The 3,374-nt window shown below is 64.7% G+C and carries 4 protein-coding genes; 2 read left to right on the top strand and 2 right to left on the bottom strand.

Annotated elements, in window-relative coordinates:
* Together msrA and msrB are read left to right on the top strand one after the other, a co-directional pair.
* Positions 1-641: peptide-methionine (S)-S-oxide reductase MsrA (msrA, locus tag CWO89_RS42145; protein ID WP_130584117.1), on the top strand; the 641-nt coding region annotated here is incomplete at its 5' end.
* A gap of 103 nt (positions 642-744) precedes the next feature.
* Positions 745-1,155 carry a peptide-methionine (R)-S-oxide reductase MsrB gene (gene msrB / locus CWO89_RS42140; RefSeq protein ID WP_130584116.1) on the top strand — a complete coding sequence of 137 codons (411 nt, stop codon included), beginning with the start codon at positions 745-747 and terminating at the stop codon, positions 1,153-1,155.
* A gap of 160 nt (positions 1,156-1,315) precedes the next feature.
* Here the strand turns inward: msrB and CWO89_RS42130 are convergent, their stop codons facing one another.
* Together CWO89_RS42130 and CWO89_RS42125 are read right to left on the bottom strand one after the other, a co-directional pair.
* Positions 1,316-2,845, bottom strand: coding sequence for an FAD-dependent oxidoreductase (locus tag CWO89_RS42130; protein ID WP_130584115.1), 1,530 nt, complete (start codon positions 2,843-2,845; stop codon positions 1,316-1,318).
* Between the two features lie 41 nt (positions 2,846-2,886).
* Positions 2,887-3,339, bottom strand: coding sequence for a GatB/YqeY domain-containing protein (locus CWO89_RS42125; protein WP_028165380.1), 453 nt, complete (start codon positions 3,337-3,339; stop codon positions 2,887-2,889).
* Positions 3,340-3,374 lie beyond the last annotated feature (35 nt).

The raw sequence follows: 3,374 nt of genomic DNA, 5'->3' as shown, positions 1-3,374 counted from the left end.
CCCCCTCGCGCGCGGCTGAAGACGCCGTGATCATTCCCGCCCCGACGGCCGACGCCAAACCCACCGATGGCATCCAGACCGCGGTGCTCGCGGGCGGCTGCTTCTGGGGCGTGCAGGGCGTGTTCCAGCACACCGCCGGCGTTGTCAGCGCGGTTTCCGGCTATGCCGGCGGCAACAAGGCGACCGCCGACTACAACATGGTCTCGACCGGCACCACCGGACACGCGGAATCGGTCGAGATCAAGTACGACCCGAAGCAGGTCTCCTACGGCAAGCTCCTGCAGATCTTCTTCTCGGTCGTGCATGACCCGACGCAATTGAACCGCCAGGGCCCGGACACCGGCACGCAATACCGCTCGGCGATCTTCGTCACCAACGACGATCAGAAGAAGGTGGCGGAGGCCTATATCGCCCAGCTCAATACGGCCAAGGTCTACAAGAAGCCGATCGTGACCAAGGTCGGTACGCTCCAGGGGTTCTATCCGGCCGAGGCCTATCACCAGGACTACCTGACGCTGCACCCCAACCAACCCTATATTGCGTATAACGACATCCCGAAGGTCGAGAACCTGAAGAAGATCTTCGCGGAGAACTACATCGAAAAGCCGACGCTGGTCGGCAACACCAAGGTCACGAATTGACGGAACAGCTCCGTCATTGCGAGGAGCGAAGCGACGAAGCAATCCGTGTCTCCGCAAGCGGCGAAGCTCCGCTCGCAATGACGGCATAGTGAGAGGAGTTTTCATGTCCGACACCAAGAGCCCAGACAAGGTCGTCAAGAGCGACGCCGAATGGCGCAAGGAATTGACGCCGATGCAGTATGCGGTGCTGCGCGAGAAGGCGACCGAGCGTCCCTTCACCGGCGAATATGAGCACGACCACCGCGAGGGCACCTATGTCTGCGCCGGCTGCGGCCAGACCTTGTTCGAGTCCGATGCCAAGTTCGATTCCGGCTGCGGCTGGCCGAGCTTCACGCAGCCGGCGACGGAAAGCCATGTCGACGAGGAGACCGACCGTAGCCACGGCATGGTCCGCACCGAAGTCCTGTGCTCGAAATGCAGCGGCCATCTCGGCCACGTCTTTCCCGACGGCCCCGGCCCGACCGGCCTGCGCTACTGCATCAACTCGGCCGCGCTGAAGCTGCAGCCGAAGTAGCTCCATCTTCTCCCTCGCCCCGCTCTTGCGGGGAGAGGGTTGGGGTGAGGGGCTGCTTCCGCAATCACGGTGAGAGATACCCTCGCGGAGACTCCCCCTCACCCGGATCGCATCTACGATGCGATCCGGCCTCTCCCCGCAAGCGGGGCGAGGCGGTCCGCTACGCCGCCAGCGCGCCGCGCTCCATCGCAAGCTCGGCCTCCAAGCTGGCAATATCCCGATAGATCGACGCCACCGCGAGCACGCGGCCGCCTCTCGTGTAGCGCACCACGCAGTCCTTTGCAGCGATATCGCCGTCGACGTCGATCTCGTCCCATTTCTCGGCGTGGCCGACATAGTTGACCGGCACGTCGTAATGCTGGCTCCAGAAGAACGGCACCGCGTCGAAGGCTTCGCGCTGACCCAGCATGTTGCGCGCGGCGGTCTGGCCCTGGCACTCTGCCACCACCCAGTGTTCGACGCGGATGTTCTCACCGGAATGCGGATCCGGCCAGCGGGTGATGTCGCCCGCCGCATAAATGCCGGGGCTGCTGGTTTCGAGATAGGCATTCACGGTGACGCCGCGATCGATCGCAAGTCCGGCTTTTTCGGCCAGCGCGAGGCGCGGCCGCACGCCGACGCCGATCACGACGAGATCGGCCTCGAGCACGCCGCCACTCTGTAGGCTCGCACGCTTGCCGTCGATCGCGGTGACGGTATCGCCGAGATGAAAGACGACGCCGTGCTCTTCATGCAGGCTGCGGACGAAGTCGCCCATGGCGGGCCCGAGCACGCGCTCCATCGGCCGCTGCTCCAGCCCGACGACGTGGACCTCGATATCCCTCGCCCGTAACGAAGCCGCGACCTCGAGCCCGATGAAACTCGCGCCGATCACAACCGCGCGGCGCGCGCCGCTGGCGGAAGCGATGATCGCGCGGCAATCATCCAGCGAGCGCAAGAGATGGACATGCGGCTGGTCCGCGCCCGGAATCAGCAGACGCACCGGCTCCGCGCCGGTCGCCAATAGCAACCGGTCGTAGGGCAAGGCCTTGCCATCGGCGAGCACGACCTGGCGTGCGGCTGGCTCGATCGACGCAACCTTGGTCTTGAGCCGCAGATCGATCGCGGCGTCAGAATAGAAATCGTCCGGACGCAGCGGCAGCCAGTCCTCCGGCGCGCTGCCGGCAAGATAGTCCTTCGACAGGTTCGGCCGATCGACCGGCGCCGCCGCCTCGCCGCTCAGCATCACGATGCTGCCGCGATAATCCTGTCGTCGCAGCATCTCGGCGGCGGCAAATCCCGCCGCGCCGCCACCCACGATCACGATGCGGGCGAGCGCATCGATCACGCCCTTCACGCGAGGCTTGGGCTGCTCGCGTTTCTCGCGGACGAAAATGCGCTCGCCTTCGTGCTCGACCTTCCAGACCGCGAGCGCGCTCAACGCCGGTGCGCGTGACGCCTCGCCGGTGCGCAGATCGAAACAGGCGTGATGCCAGGGACAGCGGACGCTCTCGCCGACGACGAGACCTTCCGCCAGCGGCCCGTGATAATGGCTGCAATGGGCGTCGATCGCAAAGACGTCCGATCCTGAGCGCACCAGCAGCACGTCTTCATCGCCGACATGGCCGAGCAGGCTGGCGCCGGAGAAGTCGGAGGGCGCCACGCCTTGCGACAGATCGGGACCGGAGGGTTGGGCTTGCTGGTCGGCCATGATTTCCTCCGTTTGGTTTGAAACTTGGTCCCGTTCGAAGCCTATCCCAGTGCCGCCTTCACCAGGCCGCTGGCCTTGGCGAAATCCATCTGCCCCGTGTACTTCGCCTTCAGCGCGCCGATCACTTTGCCCATGTCCTTGACGCCGGCAGCATTGGTCTCGGCGATCGCGGCCGATATCGCGGCTTTCACCTCATCCTCCGACATCTGCTTCGGCAGGTAGGCCGAGATCACCGCGATCTCCTCGCGCTCCTGCGCGGCGAGCTCGGCGCGGCCGCCCTTGTCGTAGAGCTCGACCGCTTCCTGGCGCTGCTTGATCATCTTCTGCAGCACGCCGAGCAATTCGGCATCCGAAAGCGGCGGCTTGCCCTGGCCGCGCGCGTCGATATCGGCATTCTTGATGGTCGAATTGACCATGCGCAGCGTGGAGAGCTTGCGCTCCTCCTTCGCCTTCATGGCGTCCTTGACCGCGTTGTTGATGTCGTCGCGCAGCATGGCCTTATCCTTGAATGATCAAACCTTCCATCTAG

Source organism: Bradyrhizobium sp. Leo170, assembly GCF_004296405.1.
Classification (GTDB): Bacteria; Pseudomonadota; Alphaproteobacteria; order Rhizobiales; family Xanthobacteraceae; genus Bradyrhizobium.
Note: the sequence above shows the minus strand (reverse complement) of the source record. Positions and strands in the feature narration are given on the sequence as shown.